23 protein-coding genes and 2 tRNA genes are annotated in these 18,639 nt (G+C 59.1%); 10 read left to right on the plus strand and 15 right to left on the minus strand.

The genetic code is table 11. The features are described from left to right. Window positions 1-26: 26 nt before the first annotated feature. Window positions 27-102, minus strand: a tRNA-His gene (locus H8F22_RS30020). A gap of 32 nt (window positions 103-134) precedes the next feature. Continuing rightward, a tRNA-Arg gene (locus tag H8F22_RS30025) sits at window positions 135-211 on the minus strand. Between the two features lie 274 nt (window positions 212-485). On the opposite strand from H8F22_RS30025, the gene folD reads away from it, so the two are divergent. Together folD and pbpG are read left to right on the plus strand one after the other, a co-directional pair. Continuing rightward, window positions 486-1,340, plus strand: a complete 855-nt coding sequence (folD, locus tag H8F22_RS30030; protein WP_027925381.1) for a bifunctional methylenetetrahydrofolate dehydrogenase/methenyltetrahydrofolate cyclohydrolase FolD — start codon at window positions 486-488, stop codon at window positions 1,338-1,340. Between the two features lie 225 nt (window positions 1,341-1,565). Then, window positions 1,566-2,504 carry a D-alanyl-D-alanine endopeptidase gene (gene pbpG / locus H8F22_RS30035; RefSeq protein ID WP_027925382.1) on the plus strand — a complete coding sequence of 313 codons (939 nt, stop codon included), beginning with the start codon at window positions 1,566-1,568 and terminating at the stop codon, window positions 2,502-2,504. 54 nt (window positions 2,505-2,558) lie between these two features. On the opposite strand, the gene H8F22_RS30040 is transcribed toward pbpG, so the two are convergent. The 3 genes from H8F22_RS30040 to H8F22_RS30050 all read right to left on the minus strand — a co-directional run bounded on the left by H8F22_RS30040 (window position 2,559) and on the right by H8F22_RS30050 (window position 3,765). Next, window positions 2,559-2,774, minus strand: coding sequence for a hypothetical protein (locus H8F22_RS30040; protein WP_027925383.1), 216 nt, complete (start codon window positions 2,772-2,774; stop codon window positions 2,559-2,561). 17 nt (window positions 2,775-2,791) lie between these two features. Next, on the minus strand, window positions 2,792-2,998 hold the full coding sequence (locus tag H8F22_RS30045; RefSeq protein WP_027925384.1) for a DUF6021 family protein: 207 nt from the start codon (window positions 2,996-2,998) through the stop codon (window positions 2,792-2,794). Window positions 2,999-3,093: 95 nt separating this feature from the next. Then, a complete protein-coding gene (locus H8F22_RS30050) occupies window positions 3,094-3,765 on the minus strand; it encodes a cysteine peptidase family C39 domain-containing protein (RefSeq protein ID WP_194941039.1) in 672 nt (223 codons plus the stop codon). Window positions 3,766-3,987: 222 nt separating this feature from the next. Between H8F22_RS30050 and H8F22_RS30055 the strand changes: the two genes are divergently transcribed. Then, a complete protein-coding gene (locus H8F22_RS30055) occupies window positions 3,988-4,158 on the plus strand; it encodes a hypothetical protein (protein ID WP_172825935.1) in 171 nt (56 codons plus the stop codon). A 75-nt stretch (window positions 4,159-4,233) separates the two neighbouring features. Here H8F22_RS30055 and H8F22_RS30060 read toward each other — a convergent pair whose 3' ends face one another. Together H8F22_RS30060 and H8F22_RS30065 are read right to left on the minus strand one after the other, a co-directional pair. Then, window positions 4,234-4,983: a TerC family protein gene (locus H8F22_RS30060; RefSeq protein ID WP_027925386.1), complete on the minus strand. Its 750-nt coding sequence runs from the start codon at window positions 4,981-4,983 to the stop codon at window positions 4,234-4,236. A gap of 26 nt (window positions 4,984-5,009) precedes the next feature. Beyond that, entirely contained in the window at window positions 5,010-5,252 is a 243-nt protein-coding gene (locus H8F22_RS30065) for a hypothetical protein (RefSeq protein ID WP_027925387.1), read from the minus strand. Window positions 5,253-5,387: 135 nt separating this feature from the next. Between H8F22_RS30065 and nhaR the strand changes: the two genes are divergently transcribed. Next, a complete protein-coding gene (nhaR, locus tag H8F22_RS30070) occupies window positions 5,388-6,287 on the plus strand; it encodes a transcriptional activator NhaR (protein ID WP_027925388.1) in 900 nt (299 codons plus the stop codon). A 4-nt stretch (window positions 6,288-6,291) separates the two neighbouring features. Here the strand turns inward: nhaR and H8F22_RS30075 are convergent, their stop codons facing one another. Then, window positions 6,292-7,446 (minus strand): MFS transporter, encoded by a 1,155-nt coding sequence (locus tag H8F22_RS30075; protein ID WP_027925389.1) that lies wholly within the window; start codon window positions 7,444-7,446, stop codon window positions 6,292-6,294. 407 nt (window positions 7,447-7,853) lie between these two features. Between H8F22_RS30075 and sstT the strand changes: the two genes are divergently transcribed. Further along, complete coding sequence (gene sstT, locus H8F22_RS30080; protein ID WP_194941040.1) at window positions 7,854-9,086, plus strand: serine/threonine transporter SstT; 1,233 nt, start codon at window positions 7,854-7,856, stop codon at window positions 9,084-9,086. A gap of 132 nt (window positions 9,087-9,218) precedes the next feature. Here sstT and H8F22_RS30085 read toward each other — a convergent pair whose 3' ends face one another. The 4 genes from H8F22_RS30085 to H8F22_RS30100 form a co-directional block, all read right to left on the minus strand. Further along, window positions 9,219-9,728: a DUF1993 domain-containing protein gene (locus tag H8F22_RS30085; protein WP_027925391.1), complete on the minus strand. Its 510-nt coding sequence runs from the start codon at window positions 9,726-9,728 to the stop codon at window positions 9,219-9,221. Window positions 9,729-9,821: 93 nt separating this feature from the next. Further along, a complete protein-coding gene (locus tag H8F22_RS30090; protein ID WP_194941041.1) occupies window positions 9,822-11,231 on the minus strand; it encodes an ArnT family glycosyltransferase in 1,410 nt (469 codons plus the stop codon). Window positions 11,232-11,234: 3 nt separating this feature from the next. Next, entirely contained in the window at window positions 11,235-11,513 is a 279-nt protein-coding gene (locus H8F22_RS30095; RefSeq protein WP_027925393.1) for a lipid-A-disaccharide synthase N-terminal domain-containing protein, read from the minus strand. Further along, entirely contained in the window at window positions 11,510-12,250 is a 741-nt protein-coding gene (locus H8F22_RS30100; RefSeq protein ID WP_059182495.1) for a glycosyltransferase family 2 protein, read from the minus strand. Before H8F22_RS30100 ends, H8F22_RS30095 begins: the two co-directional genes overlap by 4 nt. Window positions 12,251-12,561: 311 nt before the next feature. Between H8F22_RS30100 and H8F22_RS30105 the strand changes: the two genes are divergently transcribed. Further along, entirely contained in the window at window positions 12,562-13,209 is a 648-nt protein-coding gene (locus tag H8F22_RS30105) for a YceH family protein (RefSeq protein ID WP_194941042.1), read from the plus strand. A 167-nt stretch (window positions 13,210-13,376) separates the two neighbouring features. Here H8F22_RS30105 and H8F22_RS30110 read toward each other — a convergent pair whose 3' ends face one another. Both H8F22_RS30110 and H8F22_RS30115 read right to left on the minus strand, forming a co-directional pair. Then, window positions 13,377-13,895, minus strand: coding sequence for a cupin domain-containing protein (locus H8F22_RS30110; RefSeq protein WP_059182493.1), 519 nt, complete (start codon window positions 13,893-13,895; stop codon window positions 13,377-13,379). A 24-nt stretch (window positions 13,896-13,919) separates the two neighbouring features. Next, window positions 13,920-14,738: a shikimate 5-dehydrogenase gene (locus H8F22_RS30115; protein WP_027925397.1), complete on the minus strand. Its 819-nt coding sequence runs from the start codon at window positions 14,736-14,738 to the stop codon at window positions 13,920-13,922. Between the two features lie 245 nt (window positions 14,739-14,983). On the opposite strand from H8F22_RS30115, the gene H8F22_RS30120 reads away from it, so the two are divergent. The 3 genes from H8F22_RS30120 (at window position 14,984) to H8F22_RS30130 (ending at window position 16,064) form a co-directional block, all read left to right on the plus strand. Beyond that, entirely contained in the window at window positions 14,984-15,355 is a 372-nt protein-coding gene (locus H8F22_RS30120; protein ID WP_027925398.1) for a hypothetical protein, read from the plus strand. A 231-nt stretch (window positions 15,356-15,586) separates the two neighbouring features. Beyond that, window positions 15,587-15,781 carry a hypothetical protein gene (locus H8F22_RS30125; protein ID WP_027925399.1) on the plus strand — a complete coding sequence of 65 codons (195 nt, stop codon included), beginning with the start codon at window positions 15,587-15,589 and terminating at the stop codon, window positions 15,779-15,781. A 100-nt stretch (window positions 15,782-15,881) separates the two neighbouring features. Beyond that, the gene (locus H8F22_RS30130) at window positions 15,882-16,064 is read left to right on the plus strand and encodes a hypothetical protein (RefSeq protein WP_027925400.1); all 183 of its coding nucleotides are present in this window, start codon (window positions 15,882-15,884) and stop codon (window positions 16,062-16,064) included. Here the strand turns inward: H8F22_RS30130 and H8F22_RS30135 are convergent. After that, window positions 16,061-17,122, minus strand: coding sequence for an AI-2E family transporter (locus H8F22_RS30135; protein WP_059182492.1), 1,062 nt, complete (start codon window positions 17,120-17,122; stop codon window positions 16,061-16,063). The two genes, H8F22_RS30130 and H8F22_RS30135, sit on opposite strands and share 4 nt — an antisense overlap. Window positions 17,123-17,299: 177 nt before the next feature. Between H8F22_RS30135 and trhP the strand changes: the two genes are divergently transcribed. Then, window positions 17,300-18,631 (plus strand): prephenate-dependent tRNA uridine(34) hydroxylase TrhP, encoded by a 1,332-nt coding sequence (gene trhP, locus H8F22_RS30140; protein ID WP_027925402.1) that lies wholly within the window; start codon window positions 17,300-17,302, stop codon window positions 18,629-18,631. The last annotated feature ends 8 nt before the right edge of the window (window positions 18,632-18,639 follow it).

Below are 18,639 nucleotides of genomic sequence, written 5' to 3' on the forward strand. Positions count from 1 at the left end.
CTGTTAATCTGGCGCCTTTCGAAATATGGGGTGGACGAAGGGGATCGAACCCTCGACAACGGGAGTCACAATCCCGTGCTCTACCAACTGAGCTACGCCCACCATATTGCGCTACTTGTGCCAAAGCTGCCTAATGGCGCACCCGGCAGGACTCGAACCTGCGACCATCCGCTTAGAAGGCGGATGCTCTATCCAGCTGAGCTACGGGCGCCTTGTAATTTGTACTCTTGGAGGACTACAAACTAAGTGCTTTCCAGCCTTGCGAAACCGCAGTCCCGCTTGACCTTCTTAACCAGTGCTAGGCTGTGCCCGACAAGTGCGACGAATAGTATAGAGCCCCCTGAGGGTCGTCAAATCCTTTTTAAAAAAAATTCATTTAATTAAAGGAGTTAGAGGAATTTGCAGACCAAGCGCCTTTGCCCTCACCTCATGACATGCGAGAATGCGTTCTCTTTTTTTCCCCTCTCGATGGTTAATCACGCGCAATGACTGCACAACTAATCGACGGCAAATCGATCGCCGCCAGCCTGCGCCAGCAGATCGCCAAACGAGTTGCCGAGCGTCGCGAGCAAGGCTTGCGTACACCTGGCCTCGCGGTGATCCTGGTCGGCAGCGATCCCGCCTCTCAGGTTTATGTCTCGCACAAGCGTAAAGACTGTGAAGAGGTCGGCTTTATATCCCAAGCCTATGACCTGCCTTCCGAAACCACTCAAGAAGCGCTGACCGATCTGATCGATCGTTTGAACGACGACCCGGCAATCGACGGCGTTCTGCTTCAGCTTCCTCTGCCTGAACACCTGGACGCCTCCAAATTGCTGGAGCGCATTCGCCCGGACAAAGACGTCGACGGTTTCCACCCTTATAACGTCGGTCGCCTGGCGCAGCGTATTCCGCTGCTGCGCCCCTGCACCCCTAAAGGCATCATGACCCTGCTGGAAAGCACCGGTGCCGATCTTTACGGGATGGATGCAGTGATTGTCGGGGCATCCAACATTGTCGGTCGCCCGATGGCGATGGAATTGTTGCTGGCCGGTTGCACCGTGACCGTCACCCACCGCTTTACAAAGGATCTGGCGGGCCACGTGGGCCGTGCCGATCTGGTGGTGGTGGCCGCGGGCAAACCGGGCCTGGTCAAGGGTGAGTGGATCAAGGAAGGCGCGATCGTGATCGACGTCGGGATCAACCGCCAGGAAGACGGCAAACTGGTCGGCGACGTGATCTACGAAACCGCCCTGCCCCGCGCCGGCTGGATCACTCCGGTACCGGGCGGCGTTGGCCCGATGACCCGTGCCTGCCTGCTGGAAAACACACTGTACGCGGCAGAAACCCTGCACAGCTGAGTTCCAAAGCAGATATAAAACGACCCCGCCCATGGCGGGGTTCTTTTTGCCCGAAGAAAAAGCCCTACCACCCGCCTGAAAATGACATTTTTTTCATGTTTCACAGGACTTTCACCTGTTACTTGAACAACCATCGACAGTTATTCAGCCATACTCCAGAATGTCGCGCTTTTACGAAATAGCCCGTTACAAAACGGCTTATCAACACATAATGAGTCTGCCAGCGTGAAAATCCGTCTTTCCATCCTGAGCCTATTTTTTGCAGTTACAGGGACTTTCATCACGCCAATCGCCAACGCTGGCGATACCACCGCTGCGCCGCGAGATGCACAACATCTCAAACTTGCTTCGGGCAGCTCATTAGTCATGGATATGCAGACGAACAAAATCATCTACGCCAGCAACCCTGACGTGGTGGTGCCGATTGCATCTGTCAGCAAACTGATGACCGGCCTGGTCATCGTTGAAGCCCGACAGAACATGGACGAGTACATCAACATCAACATCAGCGACACCCCGGAAATGAAGGGTGTGTTTTCCCGGGTCAAACTCAACAGCGAAATGCCCCGCAAGGAAATGCTGCTGATTGCCCTGATGTCTTCTGAAAACCGCGCCGCAGCGAGCCTGGCCCACCACTATCCGGGCGGCTATGCAGCCTTCATCGCCGCGATGAACGCCAAGGCCAAGGCGCTGGGCATGGTCAACACCCACTTCGTCGAACCGACCGGCCTGTCCCCGCGTAACGTGTCCACTGCCCGTGACCTGAGCAAACTGCTGGTGGCTGCGCACAAGTACCCGCTGTTGACCGAACTGAGTACCACCAAGGAAAAAACCGTGTCGTTCCGTAAACCCAACTACAGCCTGGGTTTCCGCAATACTGACCATTTGGTACGCAAACCGGACTGGGACATCCAGTTGACGAAAACCGGCTTCACCAACGAAGCGGGCCACTGCCTGGTGCTGGTGACCAGCATGGGTAATCGCCAGGTTGCGCTGGTCATCCTTGACGCTTATGGCAAGTACACCCACTTTGCCGACGCCACCCGTATCCGCAACTGGGTCGAGACCGGCAAGGGCGCAGACGTGCCATCCGTTGCCTTGCAATACAAATCCGACAAAAACCTCAAGCACCGCCAGAGCGGCGTGGTTGAAGCCTCGAAATAAAAGCACTTACAAAAAAGCCCCGGACCGTCGGGGCTTTTTTTTGTCTGGCATTCATCAGTCGTTGGGCAACGGCATCTGATCGTCATCCGGAATGCCGTCCCCTTTGCTCGGATCTCTCCAACCATGTGGATGCTCCGTCGGCACCACCACCGGTCTGGCCAGAGGATCGCGCAACGGGCTGTCCGGATCCATCACCGGGTCGATGTCTTCTTGGGGGGTTGTGGGAACGCTGTCAGGACGTTTGTCGTCGAAACTCGAATCGGTAGACATAAACACCTCATCAGGGCTTAGGGTTTCAGGTCAGCGAGGGGATCGTAGGGCTTCGCGGGTGCCTTGGGGTTATCGCCCGGCTTCACGTCCCTGGGCGCCTTGGCGGGACCGATGGGGTCGACCTGAGGGTCGGCAAGGTCCGGCGAATCGGGATCGAAACCCAACTCATCGCCCGAAGAGTGCTCAGATGAATGCGGGCCGACAGGGGTTGTGGAATGTGCCATGGGCGCCTCCTTGAATGTGGCCCGGAAAAAATCCGGGCACTGTCCATTAGAGAGCCGCCGCAGGCAGCAGTGCCTGCAGAATGACGAACGGACGCTTACTGCGTGCTCAGTGCCTTCTTGGCCCGCGCCGCCGCTTGCTCCTGGCCGGCCTGACCCAGATCATTCGCGGCCTTGAGCCAACGCTGCTGATCGACGTTGGCCGGAATCTGGTTCGGCTTCTGGATCAGCACGGCCCAGCCGCCCGCGTCCTTGAACGACGATTCAAACGAACTGAAGCTCATCATGTTCCGGTGATTCATGCCTGCGCGCAGCAGCACGGTCTGCTTCTTGCGGTTGTACCCGGCGAGAATGGCGTAGCGCGGCTCAGCCCAGAGCGCGGTGCCTTCGGTGAAGCGCACCATCACCGGATAGCCGGCAGCGACCTGAGTCAACAATGCGGGCAACGTGCTGTCGAGTGGATAAACCACCATCCCGTATTCGCGGGCCAGGTTCTGCATATTCTGCTGTAGCTGGTCCTCGGCGCCCGGCACATGCAGGGGGTTTTCCAGCAAGCCTGGAGTAATCACGATGCCCTGCTGTGCCAACAGGCTGGCCAGCACTTGCGGTCCGCTTTGAAAGGCTTGCCCGCGATAGAACGTACCGCTGAGTTCCACCCGCTCCGGCAGACGCTTGATCTCAGGCGCAACGCTCCCGGCGCACCCCGCCAACCCGGCCACACAGCCCACAATCAGCGCCGCCATGCGAATTCGAGAAAATACCCGCTCCATCTTCACTCTCTTGTTCAGACGCCGGGCAACAGGCTCCCGGCTAGGCTGTCGATCATAGGATGCCCCGTGACGGCGGTATAGCCTTAACCGGCAGTTGCATGCATTCGATAGAGCGAACTGGTTAGTGACAGGCGACCTTTGGTCAATTGTCTGACACACAGCACCGACTAGACTGTCAGTTGCATAGCGTGTGTGCCCGATGCAGGGCAAAGAGGAGGCACGATGAGCCTGACAATGACGATCGTGATGTTGATTTCCGGCTGGCTGGCCGTTGCCGCCGCCATGTTGTGGGGAGTCCTGCGCATTACCCGGCGGCACCATCACCACCCGATTCAATCAACGCCTGAGGAAACCAGCGAAAAGTCCGCTGCCCGTCACGCCACCGTGCACTGAGTGGCATTTTCCGTCTTCAAAAAAAAGGCCGCCTGAACACTTTCGTAGTCAGGCGGCCTTTTCATTTACAGCCGATCAAGCATCAGCAGTGATGCGCTTCTGTTTGGCTCGACGCGACATCATGTTCAAGCACTCGATCGTTGCCGAGAACGCCATGGCCGCGTAGACGTAGCCTTTCGGTACGTGGGCGCCGAAGCCTTCGGCGATCAGCGTCATGCCGATCATGATCAGGAAGCCCAGCGCCAGCATCACCACCGTCGGGTTGTTGTTGATGAACCTGGCCAACGGATCAGCCGCCAGCAACATCACCAGTACCGACACCACCACCGCGATGATCATGATCGGCAAATGCTCGGTCATGCCGACCGCAGTGATAATACTGTCGATGGAAAACACCATATCCAGCATCAGGATCTGACCGATTGCAGCGGCAAAGCCCAAGGTCACGGTCGACGTCGCCGACTTCGGATCTTCCGGCGCCGGGTCCATGCTGTGATGGATCTCGGTGGTGGCTTTCCACAACAGGAACAGGCCGCCGGCAATCAGGATCATGTCCTTCCAGGAGAACGCGTGGCCGAGGATGTCGATCACAGGCGCCGTCAACTGGACGATAAACGCAATGGTGCTCAACAGACCCAGGCGCAGGATCAGCGCCATGCCGATACCGATGCGGCGGGCTTTCTGCCGATGCTGCTCGGGCAGCTTATTGGTCAGGATCGAGATGAAGATCAGGTTATCGATGCCGAGCACGATCTCCATGACAATCAACGTGGCCAGGGCGACCCAGGCGGTAGGGCTTGCAGCAAGTTCTAAAAGGTATTCCATGGGTCAGTCCTGACTCGTATTAGACGTTAGATTTCCTGGGACGAAGCTTCGGTTTTTTCTTTGTCTTCGCCCGCTGATTCTTTCTTGCTGATCAGGCCGCCGGTGGCGTCGCTGAGCGCTTGTTCGGCGGCTTTGTGCGTATCGTCGATGGCCTGTTTGGCGCTTTCAGCAGCCTTGCCCATCAGTTGCTGAGCGCTTTTTTCGGCCTGGTCGCAACCGGCCAGTACCAGTAAAGACGCGAACAGCACAGCCGCAGTGGTGATCTTCATGATGCTTCCCTCGTTAGAACAAACGGCACCGAGTTGATGGCCCGTTGATAGCGATGCATTCTAGGGAGGCAAACACTTCAGGAAAATTCGTATTTTTAGCGGTTATACTTCGGTTTTTACGAACTGTAGACTGTCATGCTCAACTATCGGCAATTGCATTACTTCTGGGTGGTGGCCAAGACCGGCAGCATCGTGCGCGCCTGCGAGCAGCTGAACCTGACACCCCAAACCATCAGCGGGCAGATTTCCCTGCTCGAGCAAACCTACGGCATCGAGTTGTTTCGACGGGTGGGCCGGCAACTTGAACTCACCGAGGCGGGTCGTCAGGCCCTGCCCTACGCCGAGCAGATGTTTCAGCTAGGCGGAGAACTCGAATTGATGTTGCGAGCGCAACCCAACGAGCAGCAGATTCAGTTTCGGGTCGGTGTCGCCGACGTTGTGCCCAAGTCCATCGTTTATCGACTGATCGCGCCGACCATGGAATTGAGCGAGCCGCTGCGCATCACCTGTCGCGAAGACAAACTCGAACGGTTGCTCGCCGACCTGGCGATCCAGCGCCTGGACATGGTGATTTCCGACAGCCCGATGCCTTCGCACCTGGACATCAAGGGCTACAGCCAGAAACTCGGGGAATGCGGGATCAGCTTCTTCGCCACCGCGGAACTGGCTGCGCAGTACGGCCAGGATTTCCCGCGCAGCCTGCACGGCGCACCGCTCTTGATTCCGGGGCCGGAAACCGTGGTGCGCAACCGCTTGCAGCGCTGGTTCGCCGAGCAGCAGATCCAGCCGCGCATTGTCGGTGAGTTCGACGACAGCGCGTTGATGCAGGCGTTTGGTCAGTCCGGGAGCGGGATCTTCATCGGCCCGAGCGTGATCGCCGATGAAGTGAAACGCCAGTATGGCGTGGAGGTGATTGGCCAGACCGACGCCGTGACCGAGTCGTTCTACGCCATTTCAGTGGAACGCAAGGTCAAGCACCCCGGCATTGTCGCCATTACCGAAGGTGCCCGACGCGAGCTGTTCACCGAACTGTAGAACCTCAGGCGCAGATTTCACGTGGTTTGAAGGTCATCAGCGCAATCGCCAGCAGGATCGAGGCGAGAATAAAAGCGGCGGCCGCGAACCCAAGGCCTTGCAGACCGAAGTTGTCGATCACCCGACCCCCGACCATCGCGCCCAGGCCGATGCCGAGGTTGGCCCCGGCAATGTTCAGCGAGGCGGCGAACGCTGGCGCTTCGGGCGCCGCTTTCATCAGGCGCACATGGCTGACCAGGAACAGCGCCGCCTGCGTCACGCCCCAGATGCCCATCGCCGCCGCCAGACCGAGGGGCGAATGAATGTTCGGCACCAGCGCCACCAGGCCGGCAATCATGAACGCGCAAAACATCACCGAAGCAATCAGCGGATGACGGTCCACCGCGCGACCGCCCAGCGAGTTACCGATCAACCCGACCGCGCCGAAGCCCATCAGGCACCAACCGACCACCGTGCCGTTGAAACCGGCGAGGCGCTCAAGGATGTCCGCCAGGTAGGTGTACGCGGTAAACATGCCGCTGAAGACCACAATCGACAGCAGCACATGGCCGATCATCAGTGGGCTGCGCAGGATCTTGAATTGCGAACGGAAACTCACCTGATGCTGGTGCAGGTTGGTTTTCGGCAGGTAGATAAACAGCAGCAAGGCCTTGGCAAAGGCGATGACCGCCAGAATGCCAAACGCACTGCGCCAGCCGAACGCATCGGAAATCAGCGTTCCCACCGGAATGCCGAACACCGTGGCGCAGACAATGCCGAAACCAATCTTGGCAATGGCCCGCCCGGCGTAGTCCGGCCCGACAATGTCCACCGCCGTCTCGCTGGCCAAGGCCCAGAACACCGGCAAGCCGAGTGCGGGAATCAACCGGGCGAAGGCCATCACCCAGATATTCGGCGCAAACGCCGCGAGGGTGTTGGCCAGACCGAACATGATCAGCACCGAGATGAACAGCTTGCGGCGTTCAAAGCGGGCGAAGTATGCGGTCAGGAACGGCCCGAAAGCGGCGACGGTGAAGGCGAACAACGTCACCAGCAAACCCGCTTGCGGGATGCTGACTTCAAGGTCGCGGGCGATGGCCGGCAACAGGCCGACGATGACGAATTCCGTGGTCAGCACCGTAAAACCGGCGGCGGACAACAGAAGAATGGGCAACAGCATGCACAACTCCAGAAAACGACGACACCAGCGAATAGCCCGAAGGCCCACTGGCAGACTTGAAAATGAGGATGGCGAATCTTAACAGAGTGTGTCCAAAGCAGGTTGCACGAACCTGCTTATCTGGTGGATTGCGCGGGTGGCAGATCGTCACAGATCTGAAGGATCCATCCTGCGCTGTGATAAAGTCCGCGCCCTGAAAAACGTACACCCTTTGGCTGACGCCGCTCAGTCAAGCCATCACGCACCTTTTTTAGCAGCTGGCAAAGCCTGCGTCCGGCTGCTACAGATCGTCTGATGGTTTAACTGATCGGCATTACACCCCTTTCCGGTTTCCCGCCTGCGGCCTGCCCTGTTTGTTGCTGCATACCTGCGAAACCCTGCTCCTATAAAAATCAGAGATGCTGTTTATGACTGCTTCATCCCCTTCTCTATTGCAACGCCTTAATCGCACCACCCTGGTCACGCAAATCATCATCGGCCTGATCGCCGGCATTGCCCTGGCCCTGTTTGCGCCTGAAGTGGCGAAGTCCACTGCGTTTATCGGCAAGGTGTTCGTCTCGGCGCTGAAAGCCGTCGCACCGATTCTGGTGTTCGTGCTGGTCATGGCGTCGATCGCCAACCATAAGCACGGCCAGGAAACCCATATTCGGCCGATTCTGTTTTTGTATTTGCTTGGCACGTTCGCGGCGGCGGTGGTCGCCGTGGTGGCCAGCATGATGTTCCCGTCGAATCTGGTGTTGTCCACGCAAGACGTCGCGGTCACCGCACCGGGCGGTATCGGCGAAGTGTTGCAAAGCCTGCTGCTGAGCGTGGTCGATAACCCAGTGAGTGCGCTGATGAACGCCAACTTCATCGGCATCCTCGCCTGGGCTATCGGCATGGGCATCGCCATTCGCCATGCCGGTGACACCACCCGGGAAGTGCTGGGCGACTTGTCCAACGGCGTGACCGTGATCGTGCGCCTTGTGATCCGTTTTGCCCCGCTGGGGATTTTTGGCCTGGTGGCCTCGACCCTCGCCACCTCCGGTTTCGGTGCCTTGATCGGCTACGCGCATCTGCTGGCTGTGCTGCTTGGTTGCATGTTGTTCGTGGCGCTGGTGATGAACCCGATCATCGTGTTCTGGAAACTGCGCCGTAACCCGTATCCGCTGGTGCTGATGTGCCTGCGAGAGAGCGGCATCACCGCATTTTTCACCCGCAGTTCGGCGGCGAACATTCCGGTCAATCTGGAATTGAGCAAGCGCCTGGGCCTGCATGAAGACACCTACTCGGTGTCGATCCCGCTCGGCGCGACCATCAACATGGCCGGCGCGGCAATCACCATCACCGTGCTGAGCCTGGCGGCGGTGCATACCTTGGGCATCGCCGTGGACATTCCGACCGCGATCCTGCTGAGCGTCGTCGCAGCGATTTGCGCCTGTGGCGCTTCGGGTGTGGCGGGTGGGTCGCTGTTACTGATTCCACTGGCGTGCAGCCTGTTCGGCATCCCGAGTGAAATCGCCATGCAGGTGGTGGCGGTCGGTTTCATCATCGGCGTGTTGCAGGACTCGGCGGAGACGGCGTTGAACTCGTCCACGGATGTGCTGTTCACGGCGGCGGCTTGCCAAGGTGAAGAGCGCAAAGCCGAACGCCTGGCCTGACCAACACCGCCGCCCCCTGTAGGAGCGAGCAGGCTCACTCCTACAGGGGGCGGAGGTGTTGTTGAGGAATGCGTACTTATGAAAAAGCCCCCGCAACCAACGGCTGCGGGGGCTTTTTTGTACCCGGGCGGTTTAGAACGCGCCCATGTAATCGCGCTTGCCCACTTCCACACCGTTATGACGCAGCAATGCGTAAGCAGTGGTGACGTGGAAGAAGAACTGCGGCAAACCGTAGCTCAGCAGGTAAGCCTGGCCACTGAAGCGCTTCTCTTTAGGGGTGCCTGGACGGGTCACGATCTCGATGCCTTCCTTGCCGTTGATCTGCTCCGGCTTGATCTCGGCGATGTAGGCCAGAACCTTGGTCAGCAGCGCTTGCAGCTCGGCGAAGGTGGTTTCGGTGTCTTCGTACTTCGGCACTTCAACTTCGGCCAGACGCGAAGAAACGCCTTTGGCGAAATCAACGGCGATTTGCACCTGACGCACCAGCGGGAACATGTCCGGGAACAGACGGGCTTGCAGGAATGCGTTCGGGTCGATGTTCTTGGCGGTCGCGTGGGCTTCGGCCTTGTTCAGCACATCGCTGAGAGCGGTGAGCATTTGCTTGAAAACAGGGACGGAGGCGTCGTACAGGGAAATGGTCATGGCAGTCTCGTGTGGTAACAGGAGGGGAAACGTCGGCCGATTATAGCCATGCCCGCCCCTCCTGCCATGGGTCTTTTTCAGCTGCCGCAGACCTTAATGGCACTCCCCCCCCATGCGCACCAGCAGCGCGGCGCGGTGTGGTTTCAGATAGGGTTCGACTTCGCCGACTTTGCACGACGCCAGGTTCTGCAATTGCGGGTCGAGGGGTTCTTGCACAAACAGCAGTCCCGTCGGGCGCTCCTCCCCTTGCAACTGCGCAAGGGTCAGCGGCGCCACCGGCCGGCCCATGTAATAGACCAGACGGATATCCGGTTCACCGACGCTGTAGGCCTTCTGGCCCGGTTGCCCGGCAGCCAGCGTGGCGACCTGTTCCAGACCTCCAACGCGATGGGACAGCACCCGCGCTTCGACGAACACATAAAACACCACAAACCCGGCCAGCATCACGTAGGGAACCGTGGCCAGGCAGGTGCGCCAGCGTCCTTGCATACCTTCGAGCACGGCGGCCCAGTGCATGGCCAGCAGCAAGGCCATGGACGGGTAAACCGGCAACAGGTACTTGCCGTGCTTTTCGGTGAACAGGGAAAAAATCAGCAGCGGCAGCAGCGTGCAACACAGCAGCATGGCCGCTTCGCGGCGCGAGCGGATCATTGCCCAAAACTTGCGTGGCTGCACAAACACAATCAGCCAGAACGGAAAGAAGTCACCGGCCAGGTACAACAAGTACGCGTACCAGGATTCGGCGCCCTGGCCGTCGATCTTGTTCATGATGTCTTCGCTGATGATCGACGACCAGATGCCCCAGCCCTGACTCAACGACACCGCCACGTACCACGAACTGCCCAACACCACGGCAATCAGCCAGCCCCAGCCGTCACACAGGTAGGCTTTGGCCCGCGCATCGCGGTAGATCAAGGCGTACGTCAGGATCGGCGCCGTCACCCACAACAGGCAAACCGGCCCTTTGGTCAGCAGCGCGCAACCTAACAGCAGGTAGCTGAGCCGGCTCCACAGCACCCGGCCCTGCTGGAAGATGAACTGCCACGCCGCCAGCAATGCGCCGAAGCACAGCAGGGTCAACAGCATCTCGATTTCCGAGCGGCGGGCGAACAGGCTGAACGCGCCGTTCGCCGCCAGGAATACCACCGCGAACAAACCGACCTGGCGCCCGGCCTGCCGAACGCCGTACCAGTACGTGCCGATGCAGCACAAGGTCGCCGCCAGTGCCGAAGGCAACCGCACGCTCCACTCGGACACACTGCCCAGCAAGGCCGTCGACACCAGGCCGGCCCAATAGAAAAACGGCGGCTTGGACAGGTACAAATCGCCGTTCATGTAGGGCAGCAGCCAGCTCCCGGCTTCGTGCATTTCCCGTACGGTGACGGCACGGCGCGCCTCGTTGACGCTGAGAAACGGCACACTGCCCAATCCCCAGAAAAACAGCAGCGCCATGGCGACCGCCGCGAGCAACGTAATATTTCGGGTCGATAACGATCCGCGCATGACCTACTCCTTCAGGTTTTTGCTTTTGGCGATCAACTGTAAATTGCGGAAATAAACGAGGGTGCCGAAGGCCTGGCCGGCGATGAACACCGGGTCTTCCCGGTAAATGGCGTACGCGAGCAGGAGCGTGCTGCCGACGATGCTCAAGTACCAGAAGCTCGTCGGGATCACGCTGCGTTTTTTGTATTCGCTGTACAGCCACTGCAGGATAAAGCGCCCGGTAAAAGCGATCTGGCCGACAAAACCGACCACCAGCCACAGGGCTTCGCGGGACATGTTCATCCTTCAATCTCCTGCGCCTGGGTGTTCAGGCGTGTACGCTTGATCAGCCACCAGACCCCGACCAGGTCGAGGATGCCCACCAAGGCGCGGTCGAGGTTGCCGTACTTGGACACCCCGGCGGTGCGCGGGCGGTGGTTGACCGGGTGGACGATCATTCGGCCGTTGTGCCGCTGGATCAGTGCCGGAATAAAACGGTGCATGTGGTCGAAGTACGGCAGGCGCAAAAACGCCGTGCGTTCGATCAGCTTCAACCCACAGCCAGTGTCCGGCGTAGCGTCCTTGAGCAAGCGGCTGCGCAGACCGTTGGCGAAACGCGAAGCCCAGCGTTTGCTGGCAGTATCGCGGCGGTTGACCCGATGCCCGGCGACCAATTGCACATCCCCCGAGCCTGACTCGCCGCGCACCAGCGCCAGCATGCCGGGAATGTCCGCCGGGTCGTTTTGCCCATCGCCATCGAGGGTGGCCAGCCATTGTCCGCGCGCCTCGAACGCGGCGTGGTAAAGCGACGTGCTCTGCCCCAGCGAACGCTCATGGTGCAGGATGCGCAAGGTGCTCAGGCCGTTGTGCCGGATCTGCCGCAGTTCGTGCAGGGTGGCATCGGTGCTGCCATCGTCGACAACGATGATTTCGTAGGCCTCGTCGGCCAGGGCCACGCGGATTTCCTCAAGCAGCGGCTTGAGGTTGTTGGCTTCGTTTTTGGCGGGAATCAGTACGGATACAAAAATGTCTTGGCTCATGGAGTCTCTCTCGCCCTTTTTGTTTTTCAGTTATCAGGGGCGAATAAAGGTGACGCACACCGATTGACTCGATGCATGGATCAGTGGTTCGGAACGCTGCAGCCCGCGGCTACAGTGCCTTGAGTGCACACGCACTAGGTCGCGCGGGCCCGCCTACGGTGCCTGCCCGATTGTAAAAATGGCGTTAATATTTCATCTATGTTTCGTCATCACAGCCTAGCAGCTACGACGAATTCAGTTGCCATTGGCGCTTGCCAATCTAAAGTGCATCCACGCACGTGAAAAACATGAATCGGGTAAGGATGCAGACCATGAGCATTGAGCAAGAAACGACCTTCGACGAGCCACGACTTAACAGCACGGAAATCCGCATTCTGGGCTCGTTGATCGAAAAACAGGCCACCAGCCCGGAAACCTATCCGCTGACCCTCAATGCCCTGGTCATCGCGTGTAACCAGAAAACCAGCCGCGAACCGGTGATGAACCTGACCCAGGGCCAGGTCGGCCAGAGCCTGCGGGCGCTGGAAGGACGCGGTTTCGCCAAACTGGTGATGGGCAGCCGCGCGGATCGCTGGGAGCACAAGGTCGACAAGGCGCTGGAACTGGTGCCGGCCCAGGTGATTCTGACGGGGTTGTTGTTCCTGCGCGGTCCGCAGACGGTCAATGAATTGCTGACCCGCAGTGGGCGCATGCATGAATTTGAAGACACCGAACAGGTGGTGCATCAGCTGGAGCGTTTGATTGCCCGGGGGTTGGCGTTGTTGATCCCGAAGCAGGCCGGGCAGCGGGAAGACCGGTACATGCATGCGCTGGGTGACCCGGCGGATATCGAGGTTATCCTGGCGGCGCGGCAGAATCCGGTGGAACGTGGGGCTTCTGGTGGAGTATCGGCAGAAAGGATCGAAGAGCTCGAAGCGCGAATTGCCGCACTCGAAGAACGTCTGGCCCGCCTCGAATAACCCACCCGCTCCCTGTAGCAGCTGACGAGCAACGCGAGGCTGCGTCCGCGGTTTGCCTGATAAAACCCGATTGCCGGGTTTGCGACGGTTTCATCCGAACGCGGCCCGCACCGAACGCAGCCTCGCGCTGCTCGGCAGCTGCTACAGGATGCTCGTTAGCCTGAGTGTTACTCGCCGTCCCAGTAATCCACACCGTCGCCCGGTCGGGCGATGGCGACGAAGCCTGAGGCATTGCCCTCGGCATCTACGTGAAAGTCGTCCATCACCGCGTATTTGCCGGAATCGGGATATTCGCAAATCTCCGGCGATTGCTGGGTGCTGACCGCCAGATAGCGCAGTTCCCCGCGGCTGGTGTTGATAATCTGGTGCGCCGCCTCCGGACCTCCCGGCGGGCAGGCAATCACGTCGCCCGCGCGGATCGGGAAACGTTCGGCGCCGAGGCGTACCTCCCCTTCCCCGGCCACGACGTAAAACATCTCCTCATTGACCCGATGGCTGTGAAACGGACTGCCGCGCATGCCCGGTTCCAGCACGTACAGCCGATACCCCAGCTTCTGCGCGCCCAATTGCTGACCGACACGGGCCATTCGCTGCTGGTAACGGCCCGCCGTATCGCCGGTGGGCGCCATGGCTTCGGGCAACGGTTCAAGGTCGACCTGGCTCAGATTGAGAATGCGCGGATGCATGGGGATTCCTCCTGGCTGCGGGTCCTAGCTGCGGGCAAATTCCACGGCTTTGTGAAATTGCTCATCGGTCGGCCGGATGCCGGTGTACAGCACAAATTGCTCCAGTGCCTGGATGGCGACCACTTCCAGCCCGGTAATCACCCGTTTGCCTTCAGCACGACCGCGCACGATCAGCGGTGTTTCCGAGGGAATGGCTACCACATCGAAGACAGTCTCGGCAGCGGCAATGGTTTCAGCATCAAACGCCAGTTGATCGGCCTCCGGGCCACCCGTCATGCCAATTGGCGTGACGTTGATCAGCATTTGCGGACGCTGAGCCCCCAATTGCGCTTGCCACTGATAACCCAGCGACTCCGCCAGGGCACGGCCGGCGCGCTCATTGCGGGCGACGATCAAGCCGTTCTGGTACCCGCCGTCGCGCAATGCGCTGGCCACGGCCTTGGCCATGCCGCCGCTGCCGCGCAGGGCGAAGGTCGAATCCTTGGGCACTTCGTGGGTCTTGAGCAGTTGCTCGATGGCAATGTAATCGGTGTTGTAGGCCTTTAAGTGGCCGTCAGTGTTGACGATGGTATTGATCGACTGAATGGCCGCCGCCGAGGCATCCAACTCATCCACCAGCGCAATGCACGCTTCCTTGAATGGCATCGACACGCCGCAACCACGAATGCCCAAAGCGCGAATACCGCCCACGGCGCCGGGCAGATCCTGGCTGCTGAAGGCCTTGTAGTAGAAATTCAGGCCTAATTGTTCGTACAGATGATTGTGAAAGCGCAGGCCGAAGTTGCCTGGGCGCCCGGACAGCGACATGCACAGTTGGGTGTCTCGGTTGGGGTTCATCTGCATGAAACTTTCTCCTTCTAAAGCACTTTCAGATGGACGGGATTAGCCATTCCATCGGGTCTGTTCGATCATAACGGCATGGCGGTGGGCACGGGTGCGAACCGTCAGGAAACCGGTACAGACCTTACACAAAATTTACCTATTTGCTGTGCTGATTTTGGAAAAAATGCTGTCTTAGAAGTATCCCCGCGACAACGCTTGGGTCTATTGCAGACGCAAGCGCCGGGTCGAAGAACCGAGGAATTATCATGATCCGTAAAATCCCCACAGTTGCCTTGCTGATCGGCGCACTCGCTGTCGCAGGGCAGGCACAAGCCCATGGCGGTGGTTGTGGTAATTGCTGGCAAGGACCAGCGGTCTTTGGCGCGCTGGTGGGTACGGCCATCGTCGGTTCGGCCCTGATTAATGCCAATCGGCCGGTCTATGTACAACCTCAACCGGTTTACCAGCCAGCGCCGGTTTATGTACAACAACCACCACCGGTTTATTACCAGCCGGCACCGGTCTACGTGCAACAGCCGGTCTATTACGGGCCACCACCGGTTTACTATGGCCCGCCACGTGGTTACTACGCGCCGCGCGGTTACTACGGCCCTCCCCGCGGTTATGGCCACTGGTAACCCCCTCACCAGGCCCTGCCTCAACAGCGGGGCTTTTTTGTGACCGTTCGTCGGCGAACGTCTGGATAAATCGCGTCAAGGTCGCTGTGGAGACAGCGTCGGCGGCGCAAGTTGGCAAGATTGACTCGACCCGCCCTCGCCTTGCGCCAAACGGTCATATTTATGTCATGCCAGGTCCGCAAGCTTGGACCTGTCCGCAAATAACAGGTTGATAACAACAAGGACGACCTTATGCCCACGCAAAACCCGCACCGCAATGTCGGTTTGTGCACTTCCAGCAAGGTGTATGACGCCTTGACCGAACTCAAGCACCTGGAAGGCCATCGCAGCGCCAAGTTCCTTTCGCTGCTGGCCGAAAACCTGGTGCGCAAAGGCCTGCTCAACGAGCAGGAAGTGATTCACATGCTGGATCTGGTGGTCGAGTGAGGCCGATACTCATCGGCATCAATGACGACTATCGAAAGCGTTGATTGTCCGTTTCAGCGCTGGGTCCGTAAGGTAACTCCATCGATTGATGGAGGTACTTATGTCCCAGGTTCAGATCATGTCCGTTGTTGGCAGCGCCGTTCCCGCACCGCTCAGAGAGCTGGGATTGCTCGCTTGTTGGTACCTGATGCAGGACGGTGAAGCGATCAGCGGCCCACTCACTTCGCTGCCCGCCGCCCAGGCCTTGTCGCACCGTATCGGCCAGGGCCGACTCAGCGCCTAAGGCAACTGCACTTTCGGTTTGGTTTCAATGAAGATGGCCCAGCTCGACATGAACAGGGCCGCGATCAGCGGCCCGATGACGAAGCCGTTGAGGCCAAAGATCGCGAGACCGCCGAGGGTCGAGATAAGGATCAGGTAATCCGGCATCTTGGTGTCCTTGCCCACCAGGATCGGTCGCAGCACGTTATCCACCAGGCCGATCACAAAAACCCCGTACAAGCCCAGCACCACGCCCTGCCACATCGCCCCGCTGAGCAGGAAAAACGCCGCTACCGGCGCCCAGATGATTCCCGCCCCCACTGCTGGCAGCAGCGACAGAAACGCCATCAGCACCGCCCAGAGCAATGCGCTCGGGATGTCCAGAAACCAGAAAATCAAACCACCCAAGGCGCCCTGGGTGATCGCCACCAGCAGGTTGCCCTTCACCGTCGCCCGCACCACGCGATTGAACTTGAGTTGCAACCGACGCTTCTGGTGCTCCTCCAACGGCACGGCCGCGCGAACTTTGCGTGCCAGCTCGGCGCCGTCACGCAGAAAGAAATACAGCAGGTAGAGCATGATGAAAAAACTCACCACAAAATCAAACGTGCCCTGGCCGAAACTGAACACCTGAGTGGCGAAATACTCATTACCCGTCACCGCGCTCTTGATGATTTTCTCGCGCAGCCCGTCCAGCTCTCCTATGCCGAACCGGTCAAGCAGGTGCTGGAAGTACGGCGGCAAGCTGTGCTTGAAGTGCGACACGTACCCCGCAATGTCCAATTCTCCGCTTTCGATGTTTTTGTACAGCATCGCGCCTTCCTGAACGAGGAAGAAACTGAGGACGATCACCGGCAGGATCGCAATCAGCAGGCTGATACTCAGCGTCAGCAGCGACGTCAGGTTGCGCTCCCAGCCCAGCTTCAATTGCAGTCGACGTTGCATCGGCGCAAAGAGGATGCCGAGGATCACCGCCCAGAACACCGCGCCGTAGAACGGCAACAAAATCCAGATAAACGCGGCAGTCACCAGCCCCAGCAAGATCACCAGTGATTTGTTTTTTACGGTTTCTTCGTTCATGTCCGATCCGTGTCAGTGCGCAGGGACTCAGACTCCTGAAATGAAGAGCCGTCCTTATTGCTTAGTCCGCCACGGTTCGCGCGAGTGCCATCCGTTTGTTCATCAAGCATAGATCCAGATCAATGAACGCCGCCGGCAACGCGCTTACCCTCCACGGTTTTTGCGACTGCCCCCGCCATGACTCTTCTTGCCCCCGAATTGCTCGCCCCCGCTGGCACCCTGAAAAACATGCGTTATGCCTTCGCTTACGGCGCCGATGCGGTGTACGCCGGCCAACCGCGCTACAGCTTGCGGGTGCGCAATAACGAATTCGATCACGCCAACCTCGCCCTCGGCATCCAGGAAGCCCAGGCCCAGGGCAAGCGTTTTTACGTGGTGGTGAACATTGCGCCGCACAACGCCAAGCTCAAGACCTTCCTCAAGGACCTGGCGCCGGTGATCGCCATGGCGCCGGACGCGCTGATCATGTCCGATCCGGGCTTGATCATGCTGGTGCGCCGGCACTTCCCGCAGATGCCGATTCATCTCTCGGTGCAGGCCAACACAGTGAACTGGGCGAGTGTCGAGTTCTGGCAGCAACAGGGCTTGAGCCGGATCATCCTGTCGCGGGAACTGTCCCTGGAAGAAATCGGCGAAATCCGCCAGCAAGTGCCGGCGATGGAACTGGAGGTGTTTGTCCACGGCGCGTTGTGCATGGCGTATTCCGGGCGCTGCCTGCTGTCGGGCTACATGAACAAACGCGATGCCAATCAAGGCAGTTGCACCAATGCCTGCCGCTGGAAATATTCAGCGCAGGAGGCCACGGAAAACCAGCTGGGCGAGATCGTCCAACAGTATCAGCCCGAACCGACCCTGGGCATCGGCGCGCCCACCGACCAGGTGTTCCTGTTGCAGGAGGCCAATCGGCCGGATGAGTTGATGCCCGCCTTCGAGGACGAGCACGGCACTTACATCATGAATGCCAAGGACCTGCGCGCCGTGCAGCATGTCGAGCGTCTGACGCACATGGGCGTGCATTCGCTGAAGATCGAGGGCCGGACCAAATCCCACTTCTATTGCGCACGCACCACGCAGGTGTATCGGCAGGCCATCGACGATGCCGTCGCCGGGCGTGAATTCGACCGCAGCCTGATGACCGATCTGGAGTCATTGGCACAGCGTGGCTACACCGAAGGCTTTTTGCGTCGGCATGTGCATGACGAATACCAGAATTATCAGCACGGCAGTTCGGTGTCCGAGCGACAGCAGTTTGTCGGGGAGTTGACCGGTGAGCGGCGTGACCGGATGGCGGAGATCAAGGTGAAGAACCGGTTTGCGCTGGGGGATCATCTGGAACTGATGACGCCCAAGGGCAACTTTCATTTCGATTTGCATCAACTGCACAACGTCAGAGGTGAATCCATTGAAGTGGCACCGGGGGATGGGCATACGGTGTATGTGCCGATTCCGGATGCGGTGGATCTGAGGTTCGGGTTGTTGATGCGGGATGTCTGCGCAATCACCGCGTAACCCTGTGG

This window comes from Pseudomonas mucoides (genome assembly GCF_015461845.1).
GTDB lineage: Bacteria > Pseudomonadota > Gammaproteobacteria > Pseudomonadales > Pseudomonadaceae > Aquipseudomonas > Aquipseudomonas mucoides.

Excerpts from the sequence above, each read along its gene's own strand:
- H8F22_RS30105 (WP_194941042.1), top strand. The coding sequence starts at position 12,562 with ATGAGCATTGAGCAAGAAACGACCTTCGACGAGCCACGACTTAACAGC.
- H8F22_RS30065 (WP_027925387.1), bottom strand. The coding sequence starts at position 5,252 with ATGAAGATCACCACTGCGGCTGTGCTGTTCGCGTCTTTACTGGTACTG.
- H8F22_RS30130 (WP_027925400.1), top strand. The coding sequence starts at position 15,882 with ATGTCCCAGGTTCAGATCATGTCCGTTGTTGGCAGCGCCGTTCCCGCA.
- H8F22_RS30060 (WP_027925386.1), bottom strand. The coding sequence starts at position 4,983 with ATGGAATACCTTTTAGAACTTGCTGCAAGCCCTACCGCCTGGGTCGCC.
- sstT (WP_194941040.1), top strand. The coding sequence starts at position 7,854 with ATGACTGCTTCATCCCCTTCTCTATTGCAACGCCTTAATCGCACCACC.
- H8F22_RS30135 (WP_059182492.1), bottom strand. The coding sequence starts at position 17,122 with ATGAACGAAGAAACCGTAAAAAACAAATCACTGGTGATCTTGCTGGGG.
- H8F22_RS30115 (WP_027925397.1), bottom strand. The coding sequence starts at position 14,738 with ATGCAGATGAACCCCAACCGAGACACCCAACTGTGCATGTCGCTGTCC.
- H8F22_RS30090 (WP_194941041.1), bottom strand. The coding sequence starts at position 11,231 with ATGCGCGGATCGTTATCGACCCGAAATATTACGTTGCTCGCGGCGGTC.
- H8F22_RS30100 (WP_059182495.1), bottom strand. The coding sequence starts at position 12,250 with ATGAGCCAAGACATTTTTGTATCCGTACTGATTCCCGCCAAAAACGAA.
- trhP (WP_027925402.1), top strand. The coding sequence starts at position 17,300 with ATGACTCTTCTTGCCCCCGAATTGCTCGCCCCCGCTGGCACCCTGAAA.
- H8F22_RS30085 (WP_027925391.1), bottom strand. The coding sequence starts at position 9,728 with ATGACCATTTCCCTGTACGACGCCTCCGTCCCTGTTTTCAAGCAAATG.
- H8F22_RS30055 (WP_172825935.1), top strand. The coding sequence starts at position 3,988 with ATGAGCCTGACAATGACGATCGTGATGTTGATTTCCGGCTGGCTGGCC.
- H8F22_RS30050 (WP_194941039.1), bottom strand. The coding sequence starts at position 3,765 with ATGGAGCGGGTATTTTCTCGAATTCGCATGGCGGCGCTGATTGTGGGC.
- nhaR (WP_027925388.1), top strand. The coding sequence starts at position 5,388 with ATGCTCAACTATCGGCAATTGCATTACTTCTGGGTGGTGGCCAAGACC.
- folD (WP_027925381.1), top strand. The coding sequence starts at position 486 with ATGACTGCACAACTAATCGACGGCAAATCGATCGCCGCCAGCCTGCGC.
- H8F22_RS30095 (WP_027925393.1), bottom strand. The coding sequence starts at position 11,513 with ATGAACATGTCCCGCGAAGCCCTGTGGCTGGTGGTCGGTTTTGTCGGC.
- H8F22_RS30110 (WP_059182493.1), bottom strand. The coding sequence starts at position 13,895 with ATGCATCCGCGCATTCTCAATCTGAGCCAGGTCGACCTTGAACCGTTG.
- H8F22_RS30120 (WP_027925398.1), top strand. The coding sequence starts at position 14,984 with ATGATCCGTAAAATCCCCACAGTTGCCTTGCTGATCGGCGCACTCGCT.
- H8F22_RS30040 (WP_027925383.1), bottom strand. The coding sequence starts at position 2,774 with ATGTCTACCGATTCGAGTTTCGACGACAAACGTCCTGACAGCGTTCCC.
- H8F22_RS30075 (WP_027925389.1), bottom strand. The coding sequence starts at position 7,446 with ATGCTGTTGCCCATTCTTCTGTTGTCCGCCGCCGGTTTTACGGTGCTG.
- H8F22_RS30125 (WP_027925399.1), top strand. The coding sequence starts at position 15,587 with ATGCCCACGCAAAACCCGCACCGCAATGTCGGTTTGTGCACTTCCAGC.
- H8F22_RS30045 (WP_027925384.1), bottom strand. The coding sequence starts at position 2,998 with ATGGCACATTCCACAACCCCTGTCGGCCCGCATTCATCTGAGCACTCT.